Below are 26,481 nucleotides of genomic sequence, written 5' to 3' on the forward strand. Positions count from 1 at the left end.
CCCCATTGTGCAATATTCCCCACTGCTGCCTCCCGTAGGAGTCTGGACCGTGTCTCAGTTCCAGTGTGGCTGATCTTCCTCTCAGAACAGCTAGAGATCGTCGCCTTGGTGAGCCTTTACCTCACCAACAAGCTAATCTCGCTTAGGCTACTCTTTGCGCGGGAGCCGAAGCCCCCTTTGGTCCGAAGACGTTATGCGGTATTAGCCATCGTTTCCAATGGTTATCCCCCACACAAAGGCATATTCCTAAGTATTACTCACCCGTCCGCCACTCGTCATCTTCTAGCAAGCTAGAAATGTTACCGTTCGACTTGCATGTGTTAGGCCTGCCGCCAGCGTTCAATCTGAGCCATGATCAAACTCTTCAATTAAATATTTATCGAACATGAATTTTTTTTGGTAGACACTCATCAAGTGAGTGTCCACACAGATTGTCTTGTTATTAATTGTTAAAGAACATTTGCTGCCAAAGCAGCGTGCTTCCTTAGAAGCGGCTTAAGATGCTGTCCGTGGACCCTCTCAAGCGGGAGGCGTATAATACGCTCTCAATCTTCGATGTCAAGGTGTTATTTTTATTTAATTTTAAATCAATTTTTGAAGCGAATCGAAAACTGAAAAATCAAACTAAACCGCCCTGCATCACGCTGATTGAACACTTTTAAAAAGTCTTAAATCACCTGGAAAATCCAGTGTCGTTTCAGCTGTTTTAGCGGCTGCCCCGAAGCGAGATGCGCATTATAGAGATCCAAAGTTTGATCGCAAGTGTTTATTTTAAAAAAGTGTTCAAACGAACACTTTATGTACACCTAGCTGAAAATACAGGCTACCTGAGGTTTTTTAAAACAGAAAAAGATAGTAGAAAGTTGGTTTGCGGCGATCTGGTAGTGCTTTTTGCTTGATCTGCACGCACTTTAAGCAATAGATGACGAAGAAAAAAGCATGGATTTAATTTTCTTGCCGTTACGTGGAGACAGGCAGATCTTTTATCGCTAGTAATAATGATAACCATAAAGGGAACGAATGTACGTGAACAAAGAACTGTAACAGCGATACGCGCTCTAATTAGTCGTTTATTTTATGCTTATTCAACTTAGTTAGTTTCGCTATTCGTTAACTTCTTTACGGCACACAGTTAAAAGAATATAAATATTAACCTTGGTCATTCCTTGTCAGCAACACGTACTCCCTATAATGCTCAAGCTGCATAATGCAAGCTGCTTCTCTCGCTCAGGCTGTTTTAATTTTCTTACTTAGGAAGCACGCAGAAGACTCCCATTTTAGTCAATAAATTCAATCAATTAGAATCAGAAGAATAGCGGAAGGTAAAAAACCACTCCCAAAGGTACAGTGTTAACTTCGATTAACCCTTTATTCAGTATCGAGTCATTAAGTGGCATTTACTCTTTGCCATATTGAGGACATACAAGGAGCTAACATGAAAACATTTTTACTTTTGCACATCGCTTTACTTTGCGCTCTGGGCTACGTAAGTCAAAGCATATTTTTTGGCCCGGTAGGAGACATCCTATTTATTGTCGCTAGTGTGATATGTGTTCCTATCGCCAGTGCATACGCTTTGAAGTGTTATTTCAGTCTTACTTCTATGCGTCAGCGCAATCACAGATTGCAATAAGGTTTGCCCGTTTTACATTTTGTTCTGGCCTAACCTTACTCTAGGTATTCGCACTCAAAGTAAAAGCGCTTTGCGTTCCTCTTGAATTTATTGCCCATCTACGCGCTATCTAAAGCGCGTTTTTTATTTTAGCCATAATAAAATTAATATTATTCGTCGCTCTAACACATCTGTCGCGTAAACAACTTTGATTCCACGTCAAAGACACCAACCCAAAAAACGCACAAAAAATCATATAAAACAATAACATAAAAACGGAAGGTTAGCAGAAGGTATCATAGACATTAGTCTAATACAGTTTGTCCATCGCACAACAACATAAATAGTTGGAACGGAAGCAAGATGGCAAACTCAAATAAAAATAACGAAAAAAATGCTAAATCATCATCGCTGTTAGACACTTTCTCATTACCACTGGTCAATGAAAAAATGAACGCCTTTAGTAGAATGGCAAACGTCATTGCTGAGGCGATCTTTATTGTCAATGATGAAGGGGTTATAGAAATGATAAACCCTTTAGGCGCAAAATTTTTTGGGGCCCCCCAAGAAGCTTTAGTTGGACAAAAATGGTTTTCCTTTTTACACGAACGTTATCGTGAACAGTATGAGTACCTTTTTCTCAACTGGAACCAGAATATAGAGCTCCCTTTGAGTCATGGCCCTAAAGAAGTGCTAGTCGAACGCGCTGATCGCACTTGGCTAGAAGTTGATTTATCCGTCTCGTGCTTACCAGCATCTATCACGGAGTCAGCCCCCTTTTATGTTGGCGTAATGCATAGCTTAACTAAACATAAGTCTGAGTATGGTGAATTGCGTAGGCTTGCTTCTACTGATCATTTAACTGGATTAGCTAATCGGCATAATCTAGAGAAGACCTTACAAAAAAGTTGGCTTGAATGTTTAAACACAGATCAAGCGATTAGCCTTATTCTTATCGACGTAGATTATTTTAAACTGTTTAACGATCAGTACGGTCATGTCAATGGTGACAAGTGCTTGCAGAAAATAGCAAAAACCATAGAGCAATGCTTACCGGCTAACGACTGCATGGCCGCGCGCTACGGAGGTGAAGAGTTTGCCGTGATCCTACCGCGCTTGCCTTCTGTCAGTGCTGAGATCGTCGCCAAGGATATTCAAAACCAAATCAACATACTCAAGTTTAGCGAATTGGGTTTACCATCAACCTTTAGGGTAAGTGTTAGTCAAGGTATAGCAACAGAATTCGGTGGGCGGTACCGCACTTCTGAAGCACTTATTTGTGCCGCAGATACCGCGTTATATCGGGCTAAGTCTGAAGGGCGCAATAGGATTAGTATCAGCCTTTAAAAGAGCCATGTGCTTTGCTTTGTGAAGCAACATGAAATGCGCGCTTGCCCAATACTAGGACCAAAACAGCCACCAGCATTAAAAGCGCGCTAAAACTGAATAGCTGAGCAACCGGAAAGTACTCGACCACCGCGCCGCTGACAAAGCCCGCCAGCAACATCCCAAAAGCAAATGCATTTTGATAGAGCACCGCACCAAAGGTAGGTCGGCTAGGAAAGAGCCCTTGCAATAGATTCACCCCCAGACCAGCCATGAAGCTATACAAGATTGCTTTGAGTGCCTGCAAAGTAAACAAATAAAACATGCTCTGACTAAAAGGCAGTAAAATAAAAAAAGCGATGCCACAAGCGCTTGCAGCCATAAAAAGCTGATGATAAGAAAAACGTGATAGCAAATTAACACAGCGCACGATAAGCGCCACTTCCAATAAAGCGGCAACCATAAAAATCGTCCCCACTAAACTAACTGGTAATGACTGTTTTACAAAATACACTGGGAGCAAGTGCTGATATAAGGTGATAGCAAAACTAACCACAGCGAAAAACAACGCTGGCACAAAGAGGCGCCAGTGCCATTTACCCTCATGCTGAAAGATTCTGTTCACATCATTCGCTGCATTAGCCATATCCCGTTTTTCCACTACATCATACTTGTGCGGCATAGCAGAAACAGCTGATGTATTACCTGTAGGTAAAATGAAAAATACGCCTGCCAACAAGGGTAATAACGCACTTAGCAAGTAGAAAAACAAACTAAATCCGATGTATTCGACAAGATAAAACGCAATTCCGGGGCATACCACCCAAGCAGCACTGACAGTCGCCATTAAGCGTGCATTGACTTGATGGACTTTTACACCTGAAAAATAGCGAAAGGCTTCCCCCATCAATAATGATGTTGAGGCGTGAAATGGAGCAAACAGAGTCAGAATCACAAAACACGCCAATGCATAATTTTTCGTATTGGCTAATACTAATAATGCAACGAACGCTATAAAGCTGATAGCCAACAACCCGACTTTATGTTTCCCGAATCGCTCTACAATACGTGCAATGACAAAAGCATAAACAATACTACTTAGGGCATACCCCCCTAATAATGCACTCAACTCTGTTGCCGTTGCATCCAAGTAGCGGTAGGCATACAAAGACAGTACCGGCATCAAACTGGCCATTACACAAGCATTCAAAAAGCCCGCTAAATAATAACGACTGTCTTTGTTTATGATGCTCACGATATGACTCACTTTCAATACAGCTATATTTCTATTAGAGATAAAATATTTATGCTTGCCAACATAGTCAGGAGTAGCCCAATCCTGTCGTGGTGCATCATTGAGCATTGTACGGTAAAAATATAAAACCTATAACACATTGTTTATTATGATTTTTAACTTATATTGTAGGCTAAAATAGCCCCCTAAAAAGTCAATTATCAGCCAAATTAGCAACACAAAATTAAACTATTCGCGTTATTACGCGTAACAGATATATAACGTTTAGAACTAAAATAAGCCAATTGCTTGGAATATTAGTGCAATAAAAATCACAGCTGATAGGTCTCTTGGGACAGATTCATTTTTAAAGGGAAAAAACATGTCGACTTTATCCCACAGTTTGTTTGTTAGCGCGAGTGTAGCGATGGCATTCACTGTGAACGCCCAAGAGAAGACTCGCTCTGTTGAGCAAGAAGGTCTTCAGGACAACAACTTAGAGCACGTCACCGTCACAGGTTCAGCTCAGCCAGCTCTGGTTATGTCACCTAAAAATGCCATTATCGATGGGCCGTTTGGTAAGGATAAGAGTTTAACGGAGATTGCCCGTACATTAACCTCAATTTCTAGCGATATGTTAGAGCAGCTATCAATTGATGATTTGCAAGACGTACTAACACTAGTACCAAATACGTACTCAGCAAGTGGTTTTGGTGCTCCTAGTCTGCCGACAATTCGTGGTCAGCTAGGTGAATTATTCCAGCAAGGTATGCGCCGCCAAGCAGGTAATAATGGCTTTGGGATCCCGTTGTCGTTTAACAGCGTCGGGCAAATTGACGTAGTCAAAGGCGCGCCATCGGTAATACTTGGCACAACGCAGCGCAATGGCGGGTTTGTTAACCTTAATAATAAAACCGCCACATTGTCAGGTACTGATATTAAAGTGCAAGCCAGCGCAGGCAGTTGGGAGCATTATCGCGGCCAAGTGGATGTGAATACAGCCATAGAAGAAGGTAAAAGTGGTATTCGCGTAAGCGCAGAATACATAGACAATAACAGCTACTACGACTTTACCGAGTACCAAAGTGAAGACTTATTCATTGCCTACAAACTCTTACCCGACGATAAATCTAGCTGGGATATCAGTTTTGAGTATTTCAACGTAGATTTTACCGACAACGCTGGTATTAACCGCCCGACACAGAACCTTATCGACAATGGTTTGTACATTACCGGTCAGGGCGTACAGCCCAATGGGTCTGAAGTTCCTGGCGCCTTTGCTGTGGTATCACCAACAGGCGAAGTACGCATTCCTCGTAGCACGGTACTTACCGACCCAGATAACATCAACAATGCGCAAACTTACGTATTTCATAGCACTTACGAGCGTCAACTAAATGCTGTGCACACGTTAACTAACCGCAGTTATTTTCAGTATTTAGATCGTGAAGAAATCGCACAAAATAGCTTTGTTGAAATCATTGATGGAGCGAAAACCGCGCAGAACCGCCTTGAAATCAATTCAACTTGGTCCGACACTCAACAAACAACATGGGGAGTAGATATTCGTTATAACGATGTGCTTGGTTATAGCCAATTCACCACAGAAGCCGACTTACCCATTGATTTGTTAGGTAGCATAGAACAACGCCGCATCCCCCTCACCCAAGCTCAACAAGCGCGTTTAGTGGAACTTCGTCCTGGCGTTTTTGTGTCTCCTGGCGCCAACTACGACATTGACGGCGATGGCAACAATGACTTTTCTTTGTCCGACACGACAGACTCCACCACATGGCAAACAGGTTTGTTTGTGGAGCAAGACAGTGACTGGACCAACAGATTTAGTACCACATTTGGCCTTCGTGCCGATCATTATGACGTGACGGCCCGAGATGCGTTACCTCCACAAGGGCAAATTGCTGCACAAGATAGTTTTAACAAATGGTTATATTCAGGTTCAGCCAGTGCGCGCTTTAAGATTAACAACGATTTTGTAACCTACGCGACCTACAGTTATAGTGAAGCAACATCCAATAGCATGGGTGGCGGCACTGTATTAGGCACTGATAACAAAATAAATCCTCTAAATTTTGCGACTGAGAATGAGCTGTACGAATTAGGAGTGAAATATGCTCCTGCAGGATCACCCTGGTACGCAGACGCATCTGTATTTGAGCAAACTCGCAGCTTACGGAATCGCGATGGGAGTAACACGGGGATTATCGCTAAAGGTTTTGAAGCCCAAATATTTTATCAAGGCAGTGATTTGTGGGCGAACCTTGGCTACAGCTACTTAGATGCACGCTACGATGACTCGGCCAGTGCCCAAGACTCACAGCAAGTGGCAGATGCGTTCGATAACTCACGCCCTGATATCATTCAAGGTACCGGAATTGGCGCTCCTAATTTTGCTGGATTTGCCCCGTCAAACCGGCGCGTACAAGGTATCCCACAGCAAACTGTTTCAGCCAGCGCGGGCTATCAAATATTTGACAACTGGGATATCTCTGGTTCAGCCATTTACACGAAAAGTTATCCCTTGGATTACTTAGCGACTGTGTTAATTCGCGACCAAATCACGATCAATCTCAACACGAATGTAGCGCTTACTGAGCAGTCGAACTTGCGTCTTGAAGTTAACAACCTCACTGACGAAAACAACTGGCGCCCTGTATTTGAAGGCGGTTACTTCGGCTCTACCTTGGTATTTCCTGAACTGCCGCGCAATATTCAGTTAACGTATACCTACAACTTTAAGGCCTAGCACCTAAGGATTCACCTCGAAATGAATAGTAAACGTACAATATTAGTCATCGTCATTGCTGCGCTCATCGCCAGCTTTTTTATGCTCGATCTGAACCAATATCTTACACTCGAAAGCCTTAAAAACAATCAGCAAGACCTTGCTCAATATATTGAAGCAAACTGGCTAGTTGCATTTGTTGGTTACTTAGTGATTTATGCTGCCGCCACTGCGCTTAGCGTGCCAGGTGCGGCTATTTTGACCTTAGGAGCGGGGGCGCTATTCGGTTTTGGTTGGGGCTTGTTGTTGGCATCTTTCGCATCCAGCATTGGTGCAACATTGGCATTCTTAGCATCTCGATTCTTACTGCGCGATTGGGTGAAAAGCACCTTTTCTAAAAAGCTAGAGTCAATCGATAAAGGTGTAGAAAAAGACGGTGCGTTTTACTTATTGAGCTTACGTTTGGTGCCTATCTTTCCGTTTTTTATTATCAACCTAGTCATGGGGGTGACTGGTATAAAGACATGGACTTACTATTGGGTGAGCCAATTGGGTATGTTGATTGGCACAGCCGTTTATGTGAATGCAGGCACCCAATTAGTGGAAATCAATCAGTTATCAGACATCATTTCGACTGACCTTATCCTATCATTCGTACTGTTAGGCATATTCCCAATTTTAGCTAAATTTATCTTAAGCGCACTACAACAACGCAGAGTCTACAAAGGTTGGAAAAAACCTAACAAATTTGACCGCAACCTAGTGGTTATCGGTGCCGGCTCTGCGGGATTGGTAACAGCATATATTGCAGCTGCGATTAAATCTAAAGTGACCTTAGTTGAGCGCCACAAAATGGGTGGCGATTGCTTGAACACTGGCTGTGTTCCTTCAAAAAGTATATTGCACGCCAGTAAACTAGCTCATATACATCACACATCTCAAAATGCGGGGGTCACCTATGATGCGCCCAAAATTGATTTTAAAGCCGTGATGAATAAGGTTCACAGTGTCATAAAATCCATTGAACCACATGATTCTGTAGAGCGTTATGAGTCACTTGGGGTAAACGTTAGCATAGGTAATGCGACTATCGTTTCACCTTGGCAGGTCGATATCCAAACTGAAAATGGTGTTGAGTCATTAACCACACGTAACATCGTTATCGCAACGGGTGCACGTGCTTTTGTACCAGATATTCCAGGCTTAAAAGACATCGACTATTTAACCGCAGATAACCTTTGGGAAATCACTGAGCAACCCAAACGTATGATTGTACTAGGTGGTGGTCCCATTGGTTGTGAGTTGTCTCAAGCGTTCGGCCGCTTAGGCACCCATGTCACGCAAATTGAGCGCGGCGATCAAGTACTGAGTAAAGAAGACCCTGATGCAGCCAAGCACTTGCAAGTGCAACTTGAAAAAGATGGCATTGATTTACGCCTAAACACTAGCGCTATAGCGGTTGAAACCACCAGCGAAGGGAATGTGCTAGTCGTAGAGTTTGAAGGTAAAGAAGAGCGCATTCCGTTTGACAAGATTTTAGTCGCTGTGGGTCGCCAAGCAAACCTGACCGGTTTCGGTTTAGAGGAACTTGGCATCGAGACTGATAGAACCGTTATCACTAACGACTTCTTACAAACCAAGTTCCCGAATATTTTAGCCGCTGGTGATGTCGCTGGTCCTTATCAGTTTACTCACACAGCTAGCCACCAAGCTTGGTACGCTGCGGTAAATGCATTATTTAGACCGTTTAAAACCTTTAAGGTCGACTATAGCGTTATTCCTTGGGCAACCTTTGCTGAGCCAGAAATTGCCACCGTTGGGTTAAATGAAATGTCAGCAAAAGAACAAGGCATCGATTTTGAAGTCACGCGTTACGATATAGGCGGCCTTGATCGCGCATTAGCAGACGATCATGCCCGTGGTTTTGTTAAAGTGCTCACCAAGCCTGGTAAAGATAAGATTTTGGGTGCCACTATAGTGGGTGCTAATGCTGGTGAATTACTTGCAGAATTTGTACTTGCCATGAAACACGGTCTTGGTTTGAACAAGATATTGGGCACGATACATATTTACCCCACCATGGCTGAAGCCAACAAAAACGTGGCGGGTAATTGGAAGAAAGATCATGCTCCGCAAAAAGTGCTCGACTTCCTTGAACGTTTCCACACTTGGCGTCGTAAATAACAGCCAAAAAACGTCAACGACGATCCTGGGCATACTTAAATAGGTATGCCCTACTCCTGCTGATGAATAAACCGTGCGCCTTAATACGCTTTATTACAGATTATTCATCAGCGTACACTTAGATGATAAATGACGAGGATTTGCATGTTTACTCCATTAAACCAGGCTAAGAAACTAACGCGAACCATTCTGACCTCTGGCACATTCATGCTGGCATCACTGTCGGTATCGTTACACGCAGCAGAATTTGACCACAGCTATACCAACTATGATCAGCTGCTAACTCAAGTAGTTGAAGAGTCAACAGATAAAAAGCAAACCCGTGTCAATTACCAGCAACTAGCAGTCAAAAAAGACAAACTACTAAGTTCATTAAACGCTTTTTCAGCTGTATCAAAAAGCCAATATGATCAATGGAGTCAACAACAACAACTTAGCTTTCTTATCAACGCATACAATGGGTTTACTCTAAAGCTGATCATTGATAACTGGGATGAATTTAAACAAGGAGATGCTGACTCTATTCGTGACCTAGGTAGTTTGTTTACGACGCCTTGGGAAAAGAAGTTTTTCACGTTATTCAATGAAAAGCACAACCTAGATGATATTGAGCACGAAATGGTGCGTAAATGGTTTAAAGAGCCACGTATTCATGCGGCGCTTGTTTGCGCGGCTGTGTCATGCCCACCACTTCGCAATGAAGCATTTGTGGCAAGTGCATTGGCCGCCCAACTTGATAGCCAAATGCACCTGTTTTTAGCTGACAATAGCCGTAACGAAATAAAGATAAACGGCCAAAAAGGTGAAGCGTCTTTATCCTCTATTTTTAAATGGTATCGTGGCGATTTTGAAAAAGGCGAGCAAGGCTTCCACTCGTTATTCGATTTACTTAGTACCTACAGTGATGCATTGGTCGAGGGTGACGAAAACGCACAAGCTCAGCGCAATTTGCTCAAGAGCGCCGATTACCCAATTATATTTAAGGACTACGACTGGCGTTTAAATGATGTGGCAAACTTCTAAACACATGCGTACTACTTCGCACTTTCGCTCCGCTGTGTTGGCAAACGTCACTCTGCTATTTGTTGTGTTTTTATCAGCGCTAAGTGTGAGTTCGGTTACCTTTGGCAAAAGCATGCCAAAGGAAACGATTCATGAACTTGAAGCGTCCCAACAATGGCAGCAAACCTTAAACGATGCCCGCGGCCAAACCGTGTATTTTTATGCTTGGGGCGGCTCTAAACCCGTTAATGATTATTTACGCTGGGCCGCTCGGGAAATCGCCAGTCGTTACAAGGTGCGGTTGCGTCACGTTAAGGTCGCGGACATCAGTGAAGCCGTTAGCCGCTTGAAAGCAGAAGATGGCAGTAAAAGTGCCGTCGATTTGTTATGGATAAACGGCGAGAATTTTAGCTATCTCAAAGAGCAAAAGTTATTATTGGGCAAGCTGCCATCCGCTATTCCGAATACTTTGCTACTGGCCACCGAGCAACTGTCATTGGATAACGACTTTGGCGTACCGATGGATGGTTATGAAATACCTTGGGGGGTTGGACAGTTTAATCTCATCGCGAATCAGTCGCTGTTTTCTGCTAAAAATCTTGAAAAAAGCAGCATATCGCCTGCAGATATCCTCAACGCAGCCAAGCGTAAACCGGGGCGTATCAGTTACCCTCGCCCGCCTGAATTTCATGGTACAACCTTTTTAAAACAGCTCTTGGTCGCCTTGACTGATAACGACCCACGCTTGTTTTCCCTGGCAACACCAGAAGCACAGCAGCAGTTACTTCCAGTTCTTTGGGACTACCTCGACAAGCTACACCCGCTAATTTGGCAAAATGGCAGCGCATTTCCCAGTTCAAACACGGAACAACTCGCCTTATTTAGCCAACAACAATTAGATTTGGCAGTCAGCTTTAATCCCAATCAAATGGCCAAAGAGCAAAGCGAAAAACGTATAGCCAGTAGCACCCAACGTTTATTTTTTAACGATGGCGCAATCACCAACAGCCATAATTTAGCGATCCCTAAGGGAGCGCAGAGCCCGGCCGGAGCAAAAGTGGTGATCCACTTCTTATTAAGCGAACTCGCTCAAAAACATAAAGTTGATGGCAGTTGGGGGGACCCGGCTGTCATTACGCCGTTATTAGATCCCGCTTCTACCTTACCCGCACAACAAGAGCTGCACAGCTCTTGGCAACAAGTGATTGAAGATACATGGCAAAAAAAGTACGGCGCTTGATGTGAATAACCGCCTGTTAGCAAAAAGCCAGCTCTCACCCAGTAAACACTTATTCAACGCACTTAACCTAGGGTTCAGAAGTACCGCCTGGGTTTTAGTTGCTATCATTGCCCTTGCACCTTTGTTCGGTGTCGTTATCGGTTTGTGGCCAACGGCGGAGCTAGACTCGACGGCCATCAGTCACTTTTTAACGTATAACGGTCTCGCATACTCTGTGCTCAGCACCCTGTTATTGTCTTTAGTCGCTCCTCTTATTGCCCTGTACATAGCATTTATGGTGTATAGCCAATATCGCTTCAACCAGCGCTGGCAGTCATTAGAAAAACGTCTTGCTCCCCTTTTATCCTTGCCTCATTTAGCGGTAGCGTTAGGGCTGGTCTATTTATTTAGCTCAGGGGGAATGCTTTGGAGCGCGCTGTGGGGGCTTATCGGCCAAACTGCGCCTGAATGGCTAGGGTTACCACGCAAAAGTATGCTGACAATGATACTGGCCATCAGTATCAAGGAAGTGCCGTTTTTCTTACTGATTTTCAGTGCCATTGGACGCCAGTTAGCCATTAAGCAGTGGTTACTGCAGGGGCGAGCACTGGGCTACAGTGAAAGTGCAAGTTGGTGGCTGATCGTATTTCCCGTGGTGCTAAAACAATCTCGCTTAGCCGTGCTCGCAGCAATGGCTTATACCTTGTCAGTGCTGGATATCAGCTTATTAGTCGGGCCAAATATCCCCGAGTTGTACGCAGTCGTGTTGTATAACTGGCAAACGGGTTTCACCCCAGATGAACAGGCCTTTGCATTTTTAGGGAACTTGCTGCTAATTGCTATGCTGGGCGTATTAATCGCATGTATTTATATTCACGAACAATGGGTAACAAACCGATTGGCAATCCTTGCCGTTATGGCAAATCCACTGAACATTGCTCGAGTCAGTCAAATATTCACAGCCTGGTTAGGTTTTTTTAGTCTGTTAACCCTAGCTATTCTTGCTACTTTTTTACTTTGGTCGCTGGGCTGGAATACACAAAGTGCCTTTACCGCACCGGATTGGTCAACGACGTTATGGCAAGATGAGTGGTTCTTCATGCAAGGGCCACTGCTTAACAGCCTACACATTGCTTTTTTGAGTAGTATTTTGGGCGTTGGTGTTACATTGCTAGCCCTAGAATTACAGCGCTACAACAAACGCTATTTACCTGATTACTTGTGGTTATTAGCCATATTACTACCGCAACTCAGCATGGTTTATGGCTGGCAAATATTACACACAAGTAGCAATGCAAGTTATCACAGTAGCTGGATTATTTTATCCCATGTGCCATTTACCTTTGCCTACAGCTATTTGGTATTGCGTGGCCCTTTTCAAAGCATTAACCGCCACTACGAATTAGTTGCTGCCAGTTTTGGTTACTCGCCTTGGCAACGGTGGTGGAACGTACGTTTTATGCTACTTCGCCCTGCCCTATTAAGCGCGTTTGCCATCGCATTTTCAGTCAGTATTGCTCAGTACATTCCTACCTTAATGATAGGGGCGGGGCGAGTTTCAACCATCACCACTGAAGCGGTAGCGATCGCCTCAGGTAACGAACAAAACATCACGGCTGTGTACATACTTGTGCAAGCGGCATTGCCTTTTATTATTTTTTTAGTCGCCAGTATTTTAGCCCAACGTACTCGAGGAAGTGTCGATGCTGAGCATCAATAATTGCCAAATACAGATCGAAGGGGGCCTGATCACCTTACCTAATATCACACTTAAAAAGGGGGAGCTTTTAGTCATAACCGGCCCAAGCGGTATGGGCAAATCAACCTTCTTGCACTGGTTATTAGGGGATAACATTCACCACGCGAATATCAGCGGTGAGATCACGTTACACGACACGCCCCTTAAGGATGTTAGTATCGAGCAGCGCCGTATAGGGCTACTGATGCAAGACGTGCATTTATTCCCTCATTTAAACGTACTGGATAATATCTGCTTCGCCCTACCAAATAAGTTAAAAGACGAGCAAGGCAACAAGCTAAGCAGACGCCAGCGCAAAGATACAGCGATGCACATGCTGTACAAAATAAATATGGGCTACGTAGCAGAGCATTTTAGTCACCAGCTGAGCGGTGGTGAGCGTTCCCGTGTGGGGTTAGTGCGGGCACTGGCGAATCAACCTCATGCACTGTTGATGGACGAACCATTTGCCGCACTTGACCCCAATACAAGCACCAAAGTCAGCCAATGGGCTTTTAGTCAATTACACGAGCGTGGCGTTCCCACCATTATGGTCAGCCATGATCTAAACAACATTCCAGCCCAGGCCCAGCACCTCGATTTAGCCAGCTATTTTCGGCAGGTTTAAAAACGAGCCAATGACGTATACTAAGCTTGAAGTGACTGCTGTTAAGTAGCCATGAATTTTTCACTTAAGGGAAACTATGTTCGACCCATTATTAAACAAAGTATTAAAGAAGCCCCTTTGTGGCCTTGCAAAACAACTTATTAAACAAGGCGTGAGCGCCGATAGCGTCACGGTTGTGGGCTTTGTTGTGGGAATGCTCGCCGTACCAGGCATTGTCTATGGTCATTACACCTTAGCCTTGTGTTTAATTTTATTAAATCGTCTTGGCGATGGGCTCGACGGTGCGATAGCCAGAGAAACCTCGCCATCTGATGCCGGCGGCTTTTTAGATATCACCTTAGATTTTATCTTTTATTCAGCCATTGTTTTTGCTTTTGTCTGTGCAAACCCAGTTGAGAACGCTGTCGCCGGGAGCTTTTTGATGTTGTCGTTTATGGGAACAGGAGGCAGCTTTCTGGCCTTTGCCATTATGGCGAGCAAACACGGCATCGACAGCCCAAACTACCCGCAAAAAAGTTTACATTATATGGGCGGCTTAGCTGAAGGCTTTGAAACCATTTTGGTGCTGTGCTTATTTTGTCTATTTCCTAGCCAGTTTGTCATAATCGCCAGTGTGTTTGCAGTGGTTTGCTGGTTAACCGCTGCCATTCGTATTTGGGTTGGTTACAACACCTTGGTTGCCACCAAATAGATCATGCTAAGGTTCTTTCATCTTGGGTGTTTTTCGAAATGGCATCAGCAGCACGGTGCCAATCCCAGTATTGCGACTTTCTGTGGCGTATTCTTTTAAGCCCAAAACTAGGCCGTCATCCCCTTTTTTAGCCCTTTGGGTATAACTCGCAAACACCCGATCCCAAATAGACAAACAAAAACCAAAGTTGCTATCGGTTTCGTTTACGACTTGGCTGTGATGAATACGATGCATAGCTTGGGTCACTATGATTTTACGCAGTGGATTTTCCAACCAGTTTGGCAGCTTAATATTGCTATGATTGAAAATCGCGCTGGCATTTAGCGTTATCTCAAAAATTAAAATGGCTTCAATGGGCACTCCCAGCAAATAAATACCTATGGCTTTAACCACAATACTCAAACCAATTTCAACTGGATGAAAACGTAAGCCGGTTGAGGCATCAAGATGCGGGTCAGCATGGTGCACCCGGTGCAAACGCCACAATATAGGCACCCGGTGAAATACCCTATGCTGCCAATAAATCAAACAGTCCAACGCAACCACAGCCAATGCAATAGCGAGCCAAAGCGGCATGGCTACCACATTGAATAACCCGAACTGATGCTGGTCAGCCAATATTGCCACTACAGCTAAACCTGCGGGCACAACAAGCCTGCCCACAAGCGCACCACAAAAGACCAGGAAAAAATTGCTTAGCCAACGCTTGCTGCTCGCAACAGGCGACGTTCGGTTAGGAAACATGGCTTCCCAAATCATCATCAATGCCAGCACTGTAATAAAACTGCCCATGCGCAGCCACACTTCATTTTGCATATTTATCCACGTTAATATTTATTCAAAATGTTAAGTCCAAAAACTGTTACTGATAGTATCAGTTTGTTGCTATATCATGACTTAACAAAAACCAGTTATAACAAAAAATGGAGTACACCCTATGAAGACCTTGGTTAGCCTAATTAGCTTTCTGGCCATTTTACTCGTCGCCTTACCTGGCCCTTTCTATAAATTTGGAATTTTAGAATTAGGCACTGCCTTTGCTGCCCTGCGCTTTGGTGTATACGCCGGTATAGCTGCATTGGTACTGATCCTAATACAAATTATATTTATGCGTAAAAATATCAGCTGGGCAGGCGTAGCGGTCTCCGCGGTACTCGCCTTGGTCGCCGTTGGTTTACCTATGAGTATGATGAGTAAAGCGAAATCAGTACCTCCCATTCATGATATTTCAACCGACTTAACCAACCCGCCTAAATTCGTTGCGATTGTTGCCCTGCGCGCTGATGCATCTAACCCGGTGGAATATGCGGGTGAAGAAACCGCTAAACAGCAGCGTGAAGCCTACCCAGAACTGACAACCCAAAAATACAGCCAAAGCACAGATCAGCTATTTGATGCTACCGAAAGTGCAGTCAATAGCTTGGGCTGGGAGTTAGTGAACGCGGATAAATCATTAGGTATTATTGAAGCCACAGAAACCACAACCTGGTTTGGCTTTAAAGACGATGTGGTAGTGCGTATACGTACCACAGGGGAAGAAAGCTTCCTTGATGTGCGCAGTAAATCTCGTGTCGGTAAAAGTGACTTAGGCAAAAACGCAGAGCGTATTCATACATTAATCGACACTATCAACAGTCAGCTTTAGCCCTGACATTATCTGCTAGTCATGTTTCTATGTATGGCGATAAATGAAAAAACGCCCAATGACTCACATCATTGGGCGTTCTTTTTTAGCGCGACAAACCTTAGTCACTAAGCATTGATTTAACGTTAAAAACCGTCATCGTTGCGCCGAACTTGACGTATGCGAGTTCCAATACTCTAGTTACCGAGCAAGCCTTTCATCACATTATTTAAAATCTGTTTCTGGGCTTCGGTGGCATTTTGGCATTCCTCGGTTTTTACATCTTCGCCTTTCATTAATTTCGCAGTGCATTCTTCAAGCACTTCGCTTAATAGCTCAGGGTCGTCGACTAATTCTTCCACTGAAGGAGTGCCACACGCACTAAGACCAAACACCAAAGGTAGTACGACTAATAATTTTTTCATTTTTCTTCCTTAAATCCCTGACTAGAAAAAGCTGCTCGTTCCGGTTAACGCCAGCTGTGGCTTCTCAACTAATTGAAAAGACGAGAGTTACATATTCCTTAACAATTCCTCACGTTTAGATACTAAAAAAACTTCCCATAAATGACAAGTTTTTCTATTGAAAATCAGTTGGTTAACATCATATATAGGAGCGAGAACAGAAGCATAACTCGTATCCTAAGTCCGGTTAGACCATGCTAGCCCTTCGCTTCTGTTGCTCATTTTTCTCAACTTAGTATTAAGGATTTCCAATGAAAGCGACAAAAATTGCGTTAATCGCAGCAACTGTTATTTCCATTCCTACTGCTTATGCAGCTTCTCCTGATTTCAACTACGTTGAAGGTGGTTACGCCAAAATTGATGTAGATAACAGCGACTATGAGCCAGACGGCTTTAAAGTTTCTGGCTCGGCATTGGTAGGCAAAAATGTGTTTGTAAATGGGTCCTACACAGATACTTCTGATGAAATTGCAAATAGCGATGTTGATTTTAACCAGCTTAGCTTAGGTTTAGGTTATCGCATGGCAGCATCTAGTAATACAGACGTGTATGGCGTAGTGAGCTACGAAGAAGCCGAGTTAGAAGATTATGACGAAAATGGTTATGGTCTTACCGCTGGGATCCGTTCTCGTGTCACCCCTAACATTGAGCTTGATGGTGGCGTGTCGTATATCGATCTGGACGATGACGACGATACCTATTTAAACTTAGGGGCAAGTTATTACTTTACCCCTGCAGCCGCTGTTAGCGTCTCGTATCGCACATCAGATGACAACGACATCATGGGTCTATCAGCACGCTACTCGTTCTAATCTAAGCAATTCACTTTTCATATGAGCTACCACAGCGACAGAATCAACTGTCGCTGTATATAGCGACACTACCCGCTAAAACCCGCGCTAAAAATTCTCTAATACATAGTCAGGTAACGCACTTTGAGGAGGTAGCTGAGATGGAACGCCGTTTTCATCAATGGCCACAAACTTAAAACGCCCTTGAGTGACCTTTTCCCGAAGCCCGATGCGATCTCGCCTTACCCAGGCTTCAACGTTAATCACCATAGACGTACGCCCTAACTCAGCCACACTAGTATAAAGCCCTAAAATGTCTCCCACATGAACCGGGCGAATAAAGCTCATGCTATCTACCGACACTGTCACGACCCGCCCCTGAGCTCGTTGCCCAGCGCAAATACCAGCGGCAATATCCATTTGCGAAAGTACCCAACCGCCAAATATATCACCGGCAGCGTTCGTGTCTGCTGGCATGGCTAAAGTGCGAGTGGTTAATTTACCAAGAGCTTGTTCTTCATTCATTGGACTGCCTGTAACACGTGTTATTGGTGAAAATGAGGCCCGATTATAACACCAAATTACTCGTCGACATGATACCAAAGTGCTTCGTTGTGCACTGGTGTTAGCGGTGGCAACAGCGGGTTTGGTAAATCAATGATATGGCGTTCGCTTAAACACGCCTTATTGATTAACCATTCATTGTGCTTCAAGAACATTTGCTCAAAAGAACCATCTTCTATTGCTAACTGCAAACCGCGCTGTATATCAGTAGCTAATTTAGCATTATTTTTAGCTACGAAAAAATAAATGGCCGCTGGATAGCGCAGTAAAATGTGCTTTTCGATTGCTAAATTGTAGTGGGGCCTCGCGCTTATCTCGTCCCATATTTCAATTATCGAGCGCGGGAAAAAATTAAATCGTTCTTTATTAAGCATCTCAAATAAACGCTCATACTTTGAGGATGACATCACATCAATATGACTGTTATTCAAGATATAGGTATCCGGCCAATCGTGCCCTTGGCCTGCGGTTAATGTTTGCAAATCTGACAGGCTATCTATTTCATCGAAGATACCTTGCTGGCCAGCATGGATCAAAAATAAACGCCATCCGATAAGCCCTTTATAAATAGGAATTCGAATAGGTATATATGCCTTCTCTCGCTCTTGTGTGGTCATTGACCACACAATATCGGGTGCATTTTCCCTTTCCATCATGCGCAAGGCCCTACTTTGCGTCATAGCACTTCTACTTTGCTTTAAACGATAAGGTTTCTCCAATTTGCTTATCGCCAGTGCCAACAGCCGTACTGGGTACAAAGGACGCTGATCATGCACTGACTCTGGCATAGGATAAAGAATGGTTTGTTCAGCGATTGCGCTTGTTGCAGCTAAAGACCAAATAAGACATAACAATAAAAACAGATACGTCGCTATCTTCGCGTGCTTGCCCTTAGTCGAACTCGCTGTGCGTTTATGCGCTATTCCAACCACATTTGAGTGATGCAAAGTCACAACGCCTCTCATTGTGCGCCTCCTAACCTTTTTATATTTACTGCGACCCGTTTATATCACTCTAGTCGTCGGGTGATCGTAAATTATTACTTTATAATCTATCAGTTAACGTAAATAACACAAATCTCAAAGGCAAATAAAGCACCCTAAACTGCAGCATGCAGAACTTGCCCTTTTAGCTGAATACGTATGCAAGGGGTGTCCATTTCTTTTCGAGTAACAAATAATGATCCTTTACGTTATGTACTGCCCAGGTCATTAACAATTGGGCAACCCAAAAGGATACCTCAATGTTTACTCACTACCACAGAGTTCAAAGCGCATATAAACTTACCTATAGGTTTGTGCTGATGATATTCATGCTAAATAGTACATCTGCGCTGGCTTCCTCTGCACCGCAGGGCAACTCGGTCGACCCGTTCTGGCAGAACGCTACTGTGTATTTCATGATGACCGACCGTTTTGCCAACGGTGACAAAAGCAATGATCAACAATTTGAACGCAAACCTGATGGCGCAACACTTCGAAACTTTATGGGCGGCGACATTAAAGGGGTAACCCAAAAAATAAAGAGTGGTTACTTTACCGATTTGGGAGTTGATGTGTTGTGGCTCACCCCACTAAATGAACAAATTCACGGCCGTTGGGACGACGAATGGGGCCGCAGTTACCCGTTTCACGGGTATTGGATAAAAGATTGGACTGCTATTGATCCCAACTTTGGCACCGAACAAGACATGGCCGAAATGATTGCTACCGCTCACGCACACGGTATAAAGGTATTAGCCGACGTTATCATTAACCATACAGGACCAAAAACAAGCAAAGACGTAGCGTGGCCAGATGAATGGGTACGTACTAAACCCTATTGCAGCTGGGATTCATACAAAGGCAACGTAGAATGTGCCTTAGCCAGCAGCCTCACGGATATTCGTACTGAATCAGAAGCTCCTGTGACACTTCCTCCTTTTCTGATCGAAAAGTGGCGTTCTGAAGGGCGCTTAGAGCAAGAATTAGCAGAGCTTGATGCTTTTTTCGAACGCACTAAGTTACCTAGAGCACCGAAGTATTTCATCACTAAATGGATAACCGATTGGGTACGTGAATACGGGATTGACGGATTTCGAGTAGATACCGCCAAACATGTAGAAGCCGATGTTTGGAAAATCGTCAAAGCAGAAGGCACCACAGCATTAGCACAATGGAAAGCTGAACACCCCGATCAGGCCCGTGACAACAAGCCCTTCTTCATGGTCGGTGAGGTAATGCACTTTGGCGTTGACGGATTCAAAAATACCCCCAAGGGCACTCGCCTTTATGACTATGGTGATAAGCAGGTAGACTTCTTTGCAAATGGCTTCGACAGCCTAATCAATATGGGTTTTGCTGCCCATGCTGAACAAGACATGGAACAGATTTTTAGCACTTACTCTGACGAACTTAATCAAGGCGCGCTAAAAGGCGTTAGTGTGCTTAATTATGTTGTCTCCCATGACGATCCTGAACCGTTCGACCCAAAACGTGAACATCCTTATCAAGCAGCGCTAAAACTCATGTTAGCCCCAGGTTCTGCACAAATTTATTACGGCGACGAGTTAGCCAGAAATCTAACCTACCCTGACGCCGTCGGAGATGCCACCTGGCGCTCATTCATGAATTGGCAAGACTTACCACCTGCTGACAACAACGCCGAACAGCTAACGCCAAAACAGCAGTACACCCAGCAATTGCTGGAACACTGGCAAAAACTCGGCCAATTCCGTCATGCTCATTTATCAGTGGGGGCTGGCGTACATAAAATGCTGCAAAAGAAACCTTATGTTTTTCAGCGCACCCTCGCCGCCACAGAGCAAAATGCAGCAGATAACGTAATAGTTGCCATTGGCATGCCTAAAGGCAGTAAAGTAATAGAGCTGCATAAGTTATTTAAAGACGGGACTGAGCTAAAAGAGTATTACTCCGGCACAACTGTGACGGTACATGACAACCAAGTCACCTTAGATACCCCATTCGACGTTGTTTTGTTGGGTGCATTAGAGCAATAGCACATTATTAGGCATCTACCAAGAACAGGCCTGCACCCAGCTTTTAATGAAAGGCTGGGTTCATATCGCATGCCCACCTTCGTCAAGCACTGATGTGTAGGCTAAAAAATAGAATACCCATTACGCACGCCATCTTAACACTGCCTCACAGTTGCAAGCGGCTCCCATGACATAAAACATGAGCTTGTGGCCATTTTGACTTATAGTCATACCAAGATGTAATCAGAGTGGGTAAGCATGTCGGCGTATTTCAACGTAAAGATTGACGGTCAAGTGGTAGTCATAAACACTTTGGGGCAATGGTCAGAGCAAGTAGCGTTAAGCTTCGAAAGGGAGATGCACCGAGTGATCCCTAACGTGTCTGCTACCAAGTTTGCTCACTTAGTGTTGTTTGACAAATGGGAGCTCAGCACACCATCGGTTGAACCAATAGTAAGACGTGTCGTAGGTTGGTGTGTCAGCCAAGGCATGTGCGCGGCAGCAGAAGTCTTTAGCGCCAATGTACTGAAGGAGTACCTAATCAATAAGGCGACCGAAGAAGTAAAAGATCATGTCACGATTCGTCGTTTCACTAGCGAATCAGACGCCCGAAAGTGGCTCGCAGAAATGGGCTTTGAAACCCAAACAACCCAGCAACTACAGACCTAATGTTGAAAGCGTGAGACGAATAGAGGTTTCACGTTAAAATATGTATCTACAGCCCAAAGAAATGCAACATCACACCACCTGCCCGGCCACAAAACCTGACGACCACGCCCACTGGAAGTTATAGCCTCCTAGCCATCCGGTGACGTCCATCACTTCGCCGATGAAATATAGCCCTTTCACATTTTTGGCTTCCATAGTTTTAGAGGACAGAAAGTCGGTGTCGACGCCGCCTAGTGTGACTTCTGCGGTGCGGTAGCCTTCAGTGCCATTAGGTTTTAACTGCCATTGGTGAAAGGCTTGTGCGACCTCAATTAGGCTCTTGCCTTGGTATTGCTTTAGGGGTTTGTTCTCAATGCCTATATAGGGCAATACGGTTTGCACATAGCGTTTTGGGTAAAACGCCGCTAGCGCATTACTGAGCAATACATCTGGCTGGCTTTGCTGGGCTTTGTGTAATTGCTCATACAAATCACCATTTGGGTATAAGTCGAATTCGACTGCTTCCCCCGGCTCCCAAAAAGATGAGATTTGCAGTACTGCTGGGCCGCTTAAACCTCTGTGAGTGAACAGAATATTCTCATTGAAACTGGTGCTGTTACAGCTGGCGCTGGCGTCAAGGGAGATACCGCTTAGCTCGGCCAATACTTTCTTGTCTTGCTCGTGTAGTGTAAACGGTACCAAGCCAGCGCGTGTAGGCTTAACCGTTAAACCAAATTGCTCCGCGACTTTATAACCAAAGGGGCTGGCGCCCAGTTTCGGCATCGACAGCCCACCAGTGGCAATCACTAACGATTCACATTGATACTCGCCTTTACTGGTTTGCAAGGTAAAGCCAGCATCCGTTTTATCGATTTGTAGCACATCACATTGATTGGTGACGGTAGCGCCTGCTTTGTCACATTCACTCATAAGCATGTTGAGTATGTCTTTGGCACTGTCGTCACAAAATAGCTGCCCAAGCGTTTTTTCGTGATAGGCAATGTCATACTCGGCAACCAAGCTGATAAAATCCCACTGGGTGTATTGGCTTAGCGCTGATTTGCAAAAGTGTTTGTTATCACACAGAAAGTTTTCGTGAGAAGCATACATATTGGTGAAGTTACAGCGACCGCCGCCAGACATCAAAATTTTGCCACCGATACGTTTGGCGTGGTCAAGCACAGCAACACTACGCCCACGTTTGCCCGCTTGCGCTGCGCAAAATAAACCCGCGGCACCTGCTCCTATGACGACTACGTCTACTTTGTTCACGTTACTGCCCGTTGTTCTAAGTGATGTATTTCGCGCGGAGTATAAAGAATTTTGCTTCAAAAACCCAAATTAATGCTAAGTTGTGCTCACACTAACTTCTATATTCCCCCTGCCTAAGGAGCCATTTTGTCAGACGTTCAACCAAGCAAACGTACCTTTATTGATTTGAGTCACCGCATATACGATGGCTTGCGCACATACAAAGGTTTGCCAGCACCAATCATGTGCGATTACCTAAGCCGTGAAGAGTCGAAAAAAGTGTACGGTGATGACTACCAAGTGCAAATTGGCAAAATTGAAATGGTCAGTAACACAGGAACGTATATCGATACGCCTTTTCACTTTGCTGCTGAAGGGGATGACCTAGCTCAAGTATCGTTAGCATTGTTAGCTGACTTACCTGCGGTGGTCATCGATGCCAGAGATAGCATTGAAGTAGATATGCGCTTTTTCAAAGATGTAGATGTTGCGGGTAAAGCGGTGCTTATCAATACTAATTGGAGCAAGCACTGGGAAAGCGATCAATACTTTGAAAACCATGCTTATTTAACAGCCGATGCGGCTAAATGGCTACTTGATAACGGCGCAAAATTGGTTGGCATTGACTCACACAATATCGATGATACACGAGGCCAAAAACGCCCCGTGCATAGCTTGTTATTAGCAAACAATGTGTTGATTTGCGAACACCTTACCCACTTAGAGAAAGTCCCCACCCACGGTGCACGTTTTTATGCAGTGCCGCCTAAAATAACCGGCGTGGGCACCTTCCCAGTGCGCGCATTTGTACAAATCGATGAAAGCAGTTGTTAGCTTTTTTGCAGCGCCTCTATGCGTTTTTCTAGCGGCGGGTGACTAGAAAATAACTTTTGTACTTTACCTGCACTAATAGCGAATGCCGCCATTTCCTCGGGCATGGGCGGCGCATCTTGGTTTTGCTTTAAACGCTTAAGCGCTGCAATCATGTTGCTTCGCCCAGCAAGGCTTGCGCCCCCTGCGTCCGCTCGAAATTCACGATATCGTGAAAACCACATGACAATCATCGACGCTAAAATACCCAATATCACCTGACTAATAATCGATACAATCCAAAACGCTGGGCCATGCCCCCGTTCAACTTTAAACACAACTCGGTCAACCACATGGCCGATCACCCGAGATAAAAACACCACAAAGGTATTCAGTACGCCTTGGACTAACGTCATGGTGACCATATCACCGTTGGCAACATGGCTAATTTCATGGGCTAGCACAGCTTCCACTTCGCTTTGTGTCATGTTTTCAAGTAAACCCGTACTGACGGCCACTAAAGCGTTGTTTTTATTCCACCCAGTGGCAAACGCGTTAGGGCTGGCGTGTACGAATATACCCACCTCTGGCATGCCAATATTGGCTTGTTCAGCTTGGCGCTCTACTGTGCGCAACAGCCAACGTTCAGTATCGTTCTCTGGGCGCTCAAGCACGTGCACATTCATGCTGCGCTTGGCCATAAATTTAGACATTAACAATGAGATGATTGAACCACTAAAGCCAATCACCGCCGAGTAAACAAGCAAAGCCTGCAGGTCTAAATCAACCCCGTTTTGTGCGAGTAAACCTTGAAAACCCAACAAGCTAAAGACCAAGCTAATCAATACCATGACGGCAATGTTAGTGGCTAAAAATAGTAGTATTCGAAACATATTCCACACTCCATATTAGGTGTTTAATATGTGGTCAATTCAGAATGAGTGCAATAGCGCCTAAAAAATATAAGTGTTTTGGCTGCTACCCTCACCTATTTCTCAATAAAAACGGAGAGATGCGTAACCTTTGGAACAACCTAAAACCACCTGCAGTTGGGTGAAAGAGCCCGCCGCAAGTGCATGGTAATGTGCGTTTAACTGCGTATGCTAGCGCGTGGTCGGTATGCCTTGCAGTATCTCGATAATAGCGCGGTCATTATTCAATTCGGCCAAATCAATCAAATAGCCTTTTTCCAACTCTTGGATTGGCTCGCTGGGCAGTAATTCTCTAACGGACTGCTCATCACCGTTAGCAATAGCAGTTTTTAAGGCTGCAAAGTCCATAATGCCATGCTTTGTTTTATCATGCTTGTTAGACGTCATAATTACTCCTCCATCAAGAATTCCTTGTTAACCTAACAGCTCGGTCTTGATGAGATCAACAAAGCCTAACGATTTGTAACGTTTGAGTGTGCCGTATAGTTAATGAAGGGCTAGTGAAGGGTCAGTGAAAGGTCGACAACGTGCTCGTCCAAAATAAATATCTCAAACGAGTTACAACCAACCATTTTGAAAAACGACTCATATCGCTTCAATCCTACTCTTGGCGTTTAGTTTGCGAGACGCCGATGGCAAATAATTGCGCACCGTGTCAGTAGATAAAAACAATTTGCTAGCAATATCTTCCGTGGATAGCCCGTCTTTGGCTAAACGCAACGCACGGCGTTCTTTGTCTGTTAGTGGGTCTTTTTCCATCCACGAGCCTACCACTATACCAATTCCATTAAATAATTAACCACTCAGCGAAAATTTAAAAGGACTTAATCAAGGCGCTTAAATGATAGCCCTTTATTAAAAACTAACCTGTGCTCTTTCGAGTTTGAGCAACACAGAGTAAGTCCTTTTAAAATTCGCCCGAAGGGAATTCCCCAGCGGGTTTTGCACTACGTTCTCGGTATTTGAAAGGGAACAACCATTACTACACACCGACGCCTTGTTCAAAACCCGCTGGATGAATTCTGAGAGGCCAATTATTTAATGGAATTGGTATTAGTTCCTGTGCAATTGCTGTCAAGAGCTCGTTAACTGCCCAGAGCGCAATAGGCGCCTCGAAGATTACAAGCTATCTAGCATGGTTTGCGCATCACTGACCTCGAACTTACCAGGGGCTTCAACGTTCAGCAATTTTACCACACCGTTTTCAACCAACATTGAGTAGCGCCCAGAACGCACACCACCGAATGTACCAGTGTCTTTTGCCATGCCAATGGCTTGGGTAAACTCAGCACCGCCGTCGGCGAGCATAGTGATGTGTTGCGCATTGTGTGATTTACCCCAAGCTTCCATTACGAATGCATCGTTAACTGATAAACAAACAATGTTATCAATTCCTTTTTCCGCTAACTTGTCGGCCAAGGTGATGTAGCCGGGTAAATGGGTATTCGAACAAGTTGGAGTAAACGCACCAGGCACAGCGAAAAGTACCACTTTTTTATCGGTAAATAAGCCTGCCGTAGTGGGGTTACTGTTTTCGCCATTTTCACGCAGGCTAAACGTAACTTGGGGTAAGGTATCACCAACTTTGATCATGTTATTTCCTTCTTTTGAAATAGATAATTGAAAAATAAAATTACTTTGGTTGCAATAAATCCCACTTGTTGCCAAAACAATCTTGAAATATCACCACTGTCGCATAAGGCTCATCTCGCGGTTCTTCTAAAAAGGTGACGCCGTGTTGCAACATACGTTGATAATCGCGATGAAAGTCATCGGTTTGTAAGAAAAAAGCCACGCTGCCGCCGGTTTGATTGCCCACCCACTGCTGCTGATTAATCGCCGCTTTCATCAAGACTAACGCTGCGCCCGTCTGGCCAGCTTCATTGTTTGGTGCGACGCGCACCCAGCGTGATTCCGGACCATTTTGTATATCATCAAGCAGAGTAAAGCCCAACGACTGGGTGTAAAACTCGATGCCTTTGTCGTAATCATCCACAAGTAGACTGACGTTACATACGCTTTGTTGCATGTTATTCCTTTTAA

25 protein-coding genes and 1 rRNA gene (1 of these 26 only partly in view) are annotated in these 26,481 nt (G+C 44.4%); 14 read left to right on the plus strand and 12 right to left on the minus strand.

What is annotated here, in order from left to right:
* A 16S ribosomal RNA gene (locus FX988_RS10875) occupies positions 1-371 on the minus strand; it reaches 1,162 nt to the left of the window's first position.
* 1,064 nt (positions 372-1,435) lie between these two features.
* On the opposite strand from FX988_RS10875, the gene FX988_RS10880 reads away from it, so the two are divergent.
* Positions 1,436-1,633 carry a hypothetical protein gene (locus FX988_RS10880; RefSeq protein ID WP_160179802.1) on the plus strand — a complete coding sequence of 66 codons (198 nt, stop codon included), beginning with the start codon at positions 1,436-1,438 and terminating at the stop codon, positions 1,631-1,633.
* A gap of 342 nt (positions 1,634-1,975) precedes the next feature.
* Positions 1,976-2,959 carry a GGDEF domain-containing protein gene (locus tag FX988_RS10885; protein WP_160179803.1) on the plus strand — a complete coding sequence of 328 codons (984 nt, stop codon included), beginning with the start codon at positions 1,976-1,978 and terminating at the stop codon, positions 2,957-2,959.
* On the opposite strand, the gene FX988_RS10890 is transcribed toward FX988_RS10885, so the two are convergent.
* Entirely contained in the window at positions 2,949-4,184 is a 1,236-nt protein-coding gene (locus FX988_RS10890) for an MFS transporter (RefSeq protein WP_160182158.1), read from the minus strand. The two genes, FX988_RS10885 and FX988_RS10890, sit on opposite strands and share 11 nt — an antisense overlap.
* A 370-nt stretch (positions 4,185-4,554) precedes the next feature.
* Here FX988_RS10890 and FX988_RS10895 point away from each other — a divergent pair, with 370 nt between their 5' ends.
* The 7 genes from FX988_RS10895 to FX988_RS10925 all read left to right on the plus strand — a co-directional run bounded on the left by FX988_RS10895 (position 4,555) and on the right by FX988_RS10925 (position 14,377).
* The gene (locus tag FX988_RS10895; RefSeq protein WP_160179805.1) at positions 4,555-6,936 is read left to right on the plus strand and encodes a TonB-dependent receptor; all 2,382 of its coding nucleotides are present in this window, start codon (positions 4,555-4,557) and stop codon (positions 6,934-6,936) included.
* Positions 6,937-6,957: 21 nt separating this feature from the next.
* Positions 6,958-9,099, plus strand: coding sequence for an FAD-dependent oxidoreductase (locus FX988_RS10900; protein WP_160179807.1), 2,142 nt, complete (start codon positions 6,958-6,960; stop codon positions 9,097-9,099).
* Positions 9,100-9,243: 144 nt separating this feature from the next.
* On the plus strand, positions 9,244-10,122 hold the full coding sequence (locus FX988_RS10905) for a DUF547 domain-containing protein (RefSeq protein WP_160179808.1): 879 nt from the start codon (positions 9,244-9,246) through the stop codon (positions 10,120-10,122).
* Positions 10,106-11,341, plus strand: a complete 1,236-nt coding sequence (locus FX988_RS10910) for an ABC transporter substrate-binding protein (protein ID WP_412761936.1) — start codon at positions 10,106-10,108, stop codon at positions 11,339-11,341. Before FX988_RS10905 ends, FX988_RS10910 begins: the two co-directional genes overlap by 17 nt.
* Before the next feature lies 1 nt (position 11,342).
* A complete protein-coding gene (locus tag FX988_RS10915; protein ID WP_160179811.1) occupies positions 11,343-13,040 on the plus strand; it encodes an ABC transporter permease subunit in 1,698 nt (565 codons plus the stop codon).
* Positions 13,024-13,686, plus strand: coding sequence for an ATP-binding cassette domain-containing protein (locus FX988_RS10920; protein WP_160179813.1), 663 nt, complete (start codon positions 13,024-13,026; stop codon positions 13,684-13,686). The genes FX988_RS10915 and FX988_RS10920 overlap by 17 nt, the downstream gene beginning before the upstream one ends.
* A 76-nt stretch (positions 13,687-13,762) precedes the next feature.
* On the plus strand, positions 13,763-14,377 hold the full coding sequence (locus FX988_RS10925) for a CDP-alcohol phosphatidyltransferase family protein (RefSeq protein ID WP_160179815.1): 615 nt from the start codon (positions 13,763-13,765) through the stop codon (positions 14,375-14,377).
* Between the two features lie 6 nt (positions 14,378-14,383).
* Here FX988_RS10925 and FX988_RS10930 read toward each other — a convergent pair whose 3' ends face one another.
* A complete protein-coding gene (locus tag FX988_RS10930; protein WP_160179817.1) occupies positions 14,384-15,193 on the minus strand; it encodes a sterol desaturase family protein in 810 nt (269 codons plus the stop codon).
* 121 nt (positions 15,194-15,314) lie between these two features.
* Here FX988_RS10930 and FX988_RS10935 point away from each other — a divergent pair, with 121 nt between their 5' ends.
* Positions 15,315-16,022 carry a DUF1499 domain-containing protein gene (locus FX988_RS10935; RefSeq protein ID WP_160179819.1) on the plus strand — a complete coding sequence of 236 codons (708 nt, stop codon included), beginning with the start codon at positions 15,315-15,317 and terminating at the stop codon, positions 16,020-16,022.
* A 176-nt stretch (positions 16,023-16,198) separates the two neighbouring features.
* Here FX988_RS10935 and FX988_RS10940 read toward each other — a convergent pair whose 3' ends face one another.
* Positions 16,199-16,426, minus strand: coding sequence for an EexN family lipoprotein (locus FX988_RS10940; RefSeq protein ID WP_160179820.1), 228 nt, complete (start codon positions 16,424-16,426; stop codon positions 16,199-16,201).
* A 290-nt stretch (positions 16,427-16,716) separates the two neighbouring features.
* On the opposite strand from FX988_RS10940, the gene FX988_RS10945 reads away from it, so the two are divergent.
* Entirely contained in the window at positions 16,717-17,277 is a 561-nt protein-coding gene (locus FX988_RS10945; protein WP_160179822.1) for a porin family protein, read from the plus strand.
* Positions 17,278-17,364: 87 nt separating this feature from the next.
* Here FX988_RS10945 and FX988_RS10950 read toward each other — a convergent pair whose 3' ends face one another.
* The gene (locus FX988_RS10950) at positions 17,365-17,781 is read right to left on the minus strand and encodes an acyl-CoA thioesterase (protein ID WP_160179824.1); all 417 of its coding nucleotides are present in this window, start codon (positions 17,779-17,781) and stop codon (positions 17,365-17,367) included.
* 56 nt (positions 17,782-17,837) lie between these two features.
* A complete protein-coding gene (locus FX988_RS10955) occupies positions 17,838-18,785 on the minus strand; it encodes an amino acid ABC transporter substrate-binding protein (protein WP_160179826.1) in 948 nt (315 codons plus the stop codon).
* Positions 18,786-19,132: 347 nt separating this feature from the next.
* Between FX988_RS10955 and FX988_RS10960 the strand changes: the two genes are divergently transcribed.
* Both FX988_RS10960 and FX988_RS10965 read left to right on the plus strand, forming a co-directional pair.
* Positions 19,133-20,818 carry an alpha-amylase family glycosyl hydrolase gene (locus FX988_RS10960; protein WP_254700599.1) on the plus strand — a complete coding sequence of 562 codons (1,686 nt, stop codon included), beginning with the start codon at positions 19,133-19,135 and terminating at the stop codon, positions 20,816-20,818.
* A gap of 237 nt (positions 20,819-21,055) precedes the next feature.
* The gene (locus tag FX988_RS10965) at positions 21,056-21,466 is read left to right on the plus strand and encodes a hypothetical protein (protein WP_160179829.1); all 411 of its coding nucleotides are present in this window, start codon (positions 21,056-21,058) and stop codon (positions 21,464-21,466) included.
* A 69-nt stretch (positions 21,467-21,535) separates the two neighbouring features.
* Here FX988_RS10965 and FX988_RS10970 read toward each other — a convergent pair whose 3' ends face one another.
* Entirely contained in the window at positions 21,536-22,717 is a 1,182-nt protein-coding gene (locus tag FX988_RS10970) for an NAD(P)/FAD-dependent oxidoreductase (RefSeq protein WP_160179831.1), read from the minus strand.
* Between the two features lie 126 nt (positions 22,718-22,843).
* Here FX988_RS10970 and FX988_RS10975 point away from each other — a divergent pair, with 126 nt between their 5' ends.
* Positions 22,844-23,530 carry a cyclase family protein gene (locus tag FX988_RS10975; protein ID WP_160179833.1) on the plus strand — a complete coding sequence of 229 codons (687 nt, stop codon included), beginning with the start codon at positions 22,844-22,846 and terminating at the stop codon, positions 23,528-23,530.
* Here the strand turns inward: FX988_RS10975 and htpX are convergent.
* From htpX to FX988_RS11000, 5 genes are all read right to left on the minus strand, one after another.
* Entirely contained in the window at positions 23,527-24,399 is an 873-nt protein-coding gene (gene htpX, locus FX988_RS10980) for a protease HtpX (RefSeq protein WP_160179834.1), read from the minus strand. The two genes, FX988_RS10975 and htpX, sit on opposite strands and share 4 nt — an antisense overlap.
* 210 nt (positions 24,400-24,609) lie before the next feature.
* Complete coding sequence (locus FX988_RS10985) at positions 24,610-24,825, minus strand: hypothetical protein (protein ID WP_160179836.1); 216 nt, start codon at positions 24,823-24,825, stop codon at positions 24,610-24,612.
* Positions 24,826-25,023: 198 nt separating this feature from the next.
* Positions 25,024-25,197: a helix-turn-helix domain-containing protein gene (locus FX988_RS10990; RefSeq protein WP_412761894.1), complete on the minus strand. Its 174-nt coding sequence runs from the start codon at positions 25,195-25,197 to the stop codon at positions 25,024-25,026.
* Between the two features lie 360 nt (positions 25,198-25,557).
* Positions 25,558-26,031: a peroxiredoxin gene (locus FX988_RS10995; protein ID WP_160179837.1), complete on the minus strand. Its 474-nt coding sequence runs from the start codon at positions 26,029-26,031 to the stop codon at positions 25,558-25,560.
* Between the two features lie 40 nt (positions 26,032-26,071).
* Positions 26,072-26,467, minus strand: coding sequence for a VOC family protein (locus FX988_RS11000; protein WP_160179838.1), 396 nt, complete (start codon positions 26,465-26,467; stop codon positions 26,072-26,074).
* Positions 26,468-26,481 lie beyond the last annotated feature (14 nt).

It is taken from the genome of Paraglaciecola mesophila (assembly GCF_009906955.1).
GTDB classification, from domain to species: Bacteria; Pseudomonadota; Gammaproteobacteria; order Enterobacterales; family Alteromonadaceae; genus Paraglaciecola; species Paraglaciecola mesophila_A.

Bases quoted from the DNA above. Each gene is read 5' to 3' on its own strand.
- htpX (WP_160179834.1), bottom strand. From the start codon at position 24,399: ATGTTTCGAATACTACTATTTTTAGCCACTAACATTGCCGTCATGGTA.
- FX988_RS10920 (WP_160179813.1), top strand. From the start codon at position 13,024: ATGCTGAGCATCAATAATTGCCAAATACAGATCGAAGGGGGCCTGATC.
- FX988_RS10910 (WP_412761936.1), top strand. From the start codon at position 10,106: ATGTGGCAAACTTCTAAACACATGCGTACTACTTCGCACTTTCGCTCC.
- FX988_RS10900 (WP_160179807.1), top strand. From the start codon at position 6,958: ATGAATAGTAAACGTACAATATTAGTCATCGTCATTGCTGCGCTCATC.
- FX988_RS11000 (WP_160179838.1), bottom strand. From the start codon at position 26,467: ATGCAACAAAGCGTATGTAACGTCAGTCTACTTGTGGATGATTACGAC.
- FX988_RS10935 (WP_160179819.1), top strand. From the start codon at position 15,315: ATGAAGACCTTGGTTAGCCTAATTAGCTTTCTGGCCATTTTACTCGTC.
- FX988_RS10945 (WP_160179822.1), top strand. From the start codon at position 16,717: ATGAAAGCGACAAAAATTGCGTTAATCGCAGCAACTGTTATTTCCATT.
- FX988_RS10925 (WP_160179815.1), top strand. From the start codon at position 13,763: ATGTTCGACCCATTATTAAACAAAGTATTAAAGAAGCCCCTTTGTGGC.
- FX988_RS10955 (WP_160179826.1), bottom strand. From the start codon at position 18,785: ATGAGAGGCGTTGTGACTTTGCATCACTCAAATGTGGTTGGAATAGCG.
- FX988_RS10965 (WP_160179829.1), top strand. From the start codon at position 21,056: ATGTCGGCGTATTTCAACGTAAAGATTGACGGTCAAGTGGTAGTCATA.
- FX988_RS10950 (WP_160179824.1), bottom strand. From the start codon at position 17,781: ATGAATGAAGAACAAGCTCTTGGTAAATTAACCACTCGCACTTTAGCC.
- FX988_RS10990 (WP_412761894.1), bottom strand. From the start codon at position 25,197: ATGGAAAAAGACCCACTAACAGACAAAGAACGCCGTGCGTTGCGTTTA.
- FX988_RS10895 (WP_160179805.1), top strand. From the start codon at position 4,555: ATGTCGACTTTATCCCACAGTTTGTTTGTTAGCGCGAGTGTAGCGATG.
- FX988_RS10985 (WP_160179836.1), bottom strand. From the start codon at position 24,825: ATGACGTCTAACAAGCATGATAAAACAAAGCATGGCATTATGGACTTT.
- FX988_RS10880 (WP_160179802.1), top strand. From the start codon at position 1,436: ATGAAAACATTTTTACTTTTGCACATCGCTTTACTTTGCGCTCTGGGC.
- FX988_RS10995 (WP_160179837.1), bottom strand. From the start codon at position 26,031: ATGATCAAAGTTGGTGATACCTTACCCCAAGTTACGTTTAGCCTGCGT.
- FX988_RS10930 (WP_160179817.1), bottom strand. From the start codon at position 15,193: ATGCAAAATGAAGTGTGGCTGCGCATGGGCAGTTTTATTACAGTGCTG.
- FX988_RS10905 (WP_160179808.1), top strand. From the start codon at position 9,244: ATGTTTACTCCATTAAACCAGGCTAAGAAACTAACGCGAACCATTCTG.
- FX988_RS10960 (WP_254700599.1), top strand. From the start codon at position 19,133: ATGCTAAATAGTACATCTGCGCTGGCTTCCTCTGCACCGCAGGGCAAC.
- FX988_RS10940 (WP_160179820.1), bottom strand. From the start codon at position 16,426: ATGAAAAAATTATTAGTCGTACTACCTTTGGTGTTTGGTCTTAGTGCG.
- FX988_RS10885 (WP_160179803.1), top strand. From the start codon at position 1,976: ATGGCAAACTCAAATAAAAATAACGAAAAAAATGCTAAATCATCATCG.